At 69.2% G+C, this 3,032-nt stretch carries 3 protein-coding genes; 1 reads left to right on the top strand and 2 read right to left on the bottom strand.

Annotated elements, in window-relative coordinates:
* Positions 1–59: 59 nt before the first annotated feature.
* Both ACFVYI_RS38145 and ACFVYI_RS38150 read right to left on the bottom strand, forming a co-directional pair.
* On the bottom strand, positions 60–698 hold the full coding sequence (locus ACFVYI_RS38145; protein ID WP_387894165.1) for a hypothetical protein: 639 nt from the start codon (positions 696–698) through the stop codon (positions 60–62).
* Positions 691–1,425 (bottom strand): hypothetical protein, encoded by a 735-nt coding sequence (locus ACFVYI_RS38150; RefSeq protein ID WP_387894167.1) that lies wholly within the window; start codon positions 1,423–1,425, stop codon positions 691–693. Before ACFVYI_RS38150 ends, ACFVYI_RS38145 begins: the two co-directional genes overlap by 8 nt.
* A gap of 359 nt (positions 1,426–1,784) precedes the next feature.
* On the opposite strand from ACFVYI_RS38150, the gene ACFVYI_RS38155 reads away from it, so the two are divergent.
* Entirely contained in the window at positions 1,785–2,009 is a 225-nt protein-coding gene (locus ACFVYI_RS38155) for a hypothetical protein (RefSeq protein ID WP_387894169.1), read from the top strand.
* Positions 2,010–3,032 lie beyond the last annotated feature (1,023 nt).

The following is a 3,032-nucleotide window of genomic DNA, read 5'->3' on the forward strand; positions in this document are numbered from 1 at the left end:
TCAGCCACGTGATCATTCTGACTGCTTGAAGCGGCCCGGCGCAGTAGCCGGACGACATGTCACACCGAGGCGAAGGTTGCCTGATGCGGCACTAGCTCGTGCTCACGAAGTGCCTGGCTGAAGCGTTCCATGGTCTCGGCATACCGCTCCCGGGTCGCTTCGAGCATGGTCACCCGCGAGAACCCGGTGCTGGGGTGAGGCTCGATCGGGTGCGCCAGCCCGAGTTCGGAGGCGATGAGCATGAAATGACGGTTGTGGTAACGCCTGGCCCGCGAGGTGTCCCTGATTCCCCGCGCGGCGGCCAGCCTGTGGGCGGCCTCGTGCAGCAGCCACTCAAAATCGAACCGTCGGCCACAGGTGTGGGAGAACACACTGACCAGCGCCTCGGGCGAGGTCAGAACAGGCAGGTCCTGATGGTGGGCTCGGATGTCGTTCCACGTCCGCTGAATCTCTGTGGCGAGTCTCTCCGGTGTTGAGCTGGGAGCGCCACCCTCGAGGCAACGCAACAGCTCCGCCAGTTTCCTGGAGGCATCCGCGGCAGTGCTCCCGTCGGAGTGGATGACGGTGTGCCGCAGCTCGATGATCCGGTGAACGGTGTCGGCGCGTACGGCCGGGGTGCGGGCACGCAGCCGACGGGCTCCGGGAGAGCCGAGGGAAGAGCGTTCCAGCAGGGCTTCGAAGTCCTGGTCGTCATCCACGCTCGCCACGCTCCTCCTGTTTCGCTTTGGTCCGCCACCGGTGGAGCCGGCCTTCGATCGCCCGGACGGACTTGGCGTCCAGGAGCTCGCGGATCTCCTCCTGAGAGAAGCCGTCGATGGTCAGCGCGACCGCGGCCCTGGTCGTCGGGTTGTCGATCTCCTCGATGTCGGTGAGCACCCGCAGGTTGCCGATCACCTCGTCGGCGACGCTCACGGTTCGCACTGGCTTCTCGTAGAGGGCCTTCTCGCGGCCGAGAGCGCGGGCCTGCCGTTCCTCGCTGGTCTTCCACCGGCGGAACTCGTTCGGGAAGTCGTACGCGCAGGCGCCCATGAAGTAGGTGGTGATGCTCGCGCCGCCATCGAACCGCCAGCCGCCCTCGACGAAGGCTTGCTCTCGAAAGCGCGGCAGGGCGCGCGCGATGGTCATGGTGGCGAGCTGGTCTCGGAGTTCGGTATCGGAGTGCAGCTCCTCCAGCTCCAGTTCGTGGGGGTTGAGGCCGAAGCCCCGCTTGGCGACGAGCTGAAAGATGAAGCCGGAGTACATCCACGCCCGCAGCACCGCGATCCCGTACCGAACGAGCTCGTCGACGAACCGGTCGTACCGCGGGCCCTCGAAGCCGTCCTGGGTCAGCAGCTCAACGATCCGCTGGTCGATGCTCTCCTGCAGCTTCTGCGCCTTCTTGCTCTCGTGGGACTTCTCGACGAAGAACTCGCCCAAGACCGCCATGGGTACCGGCATCCCAAGATCGGTTCTGTCGGGCCGGCCTGCGGGTTGTAGGTCCCGGGCGCGCGCGGCCGCGAACTGCCCGCCCGCGTCGTCGCCCTGCATTGCCTCCCCTTCCGATCGTCTCCTCGGCCCGTTCAGAGTGAAGGGGCCGATTTCGGCCCCGACCCGCCCCACTCGCAAGCTCCCGGGCTGCGCCGAAACCGAGTTCGCCCCCTTGTAAGTGGCCCTCCCCCGGGTACCCCACGGACTATTTTCAAGATCTTTTAGAAGGGCTCCGCACAAAGTCATCCGTGGGGTCAGGAGCCCGGCCCGACGTAGAAGCGGTCGTCTGAATCACCGACAGATCGCTGGAGGAGCACATGAGCTCGCCCACCTCGTCCCCGCCGCCGTCGTCCCAGCTGCCGTCAGAGCCCGACCCACCCCTCACGGTGCGCACCGCCATCATCCTCCTCGGGGGCGCTTTCATTGGCACGGTCGTCGGCGGCCTGACGTTCCTCGGCGGGAGCCCTGCGGCCGGCGCTGTGCTGGCGGGGCTGATGGGGCTCGGAACCAGCGTGATGGGTCTGCACAAGCTGATCCGCTGACCCCGGCCCCGGGTCGGCCCTGAGGCAGGGAAGATGATGATCAATCACTTCCTGTCCCGGCCCAACTCGGGTAGCGCCGATGGTGGGGCCGGCCATCGGCTTGGGGGTCAATCGGCCTCCCCTCGCTCTCCCCGGTTCGCTGGTGACGGCAGTTGCCCTGCCGGACGCTGGGTTCGGGCGGCACCCCGGCCACCATCGCGGGCCGCCGGGCCCGGGCCTGGCTGGGCGCGGCGTGCTCCGTCCCCGGACCCAGGCCCCGGCGGCCGGCGCCGGTCGGCCGCCGCGCGCGCCCTGGCCGATCGGCTGTTCAACCTGCTCCCCACAGAGTTCAGCGGCCGGGGCTCCGGCTCGACCGTGCTGCGCCTGGACGACGCCGAGCACGAGTCGGCCTGGCGGTCGCCGGGCCGCGCAACCAGTTCGCCGGAGACGGGCGCAGGACGGTCCGTCAGGCGTCCTGTCAGGGCCCCTGCGCGGAACGCCGGTCCTGTGATGCGCATCACATGATTGGTGCCGAGATTAATTTGCCGCTCTGGCCCTCCGCCGGTCCCAGAGGTGTAGGAACCTTTCCACGGACCCAAGGAGTTCGCCCGATGCCCGACCGCCTTCCACTCACCTCCCCGGCAGGTCGCGTCCCGCGCCCGGCACGGTGTGTCCGTTGTCGGGTGACCGAGTGGTTCGCCCCCGCCCGGCGCTCTCTCGCCCTTGCCCTCGCCGATCTGGCCCTTATCAGGATCACGGTCACCAACGTTCCCCCCGGAGCACCGGACCTCGATCCTCTGCGCATGACGGAGGAAGGCCTGGCGCTCCTGGTGGATATGGCGCTCGGGTCGGGTGTCGACCGGAAGTTCGCCCAAGACATGGGCTTGTTCCTCTGGAATCTCGCGTACGCGGGTGCCCGGGGCCGTCGGAAGTGGGTCGGATCCGGCCTCGCCGCGGGGGGGGGGGGGGGGGGGGCCCCCCCCCCCCCCCCCCCCCGGGGCCCCCCCCCCCCCCCCCCGCACACCCCCCCCCCCCCCCGCCCCA

Origin of the sequence: Kitasatospora sp. NPDC058218 (assembly GCF_042882445.1) — a bacterium.
Taxonomy (GTDB): domain Bacteria; phylum Actinomycetota; class Actinomycetes; order Streptomycetales; family Streptomycetaceae; genus Kitasatospora.

Excerpts from the sequence above, each read along its gene's own strand:
- ACFVYI_RS38150 (WP_387894167.1), bottom strand. The coding sequence starts at position 1,425 with ATGGCGGTCTTGGGCGAGTTCTTCGTCGAGAAGTCCCACGAGAGCAAG.
- ACFVYI_RS38155 (WP_387894169.1), top strand. The coding sequence starts at position 1,785 with ATGAGCTCGCCCACCTCGTCCCCGCCGCCGTCGTCCCAGCTGCCGTCA.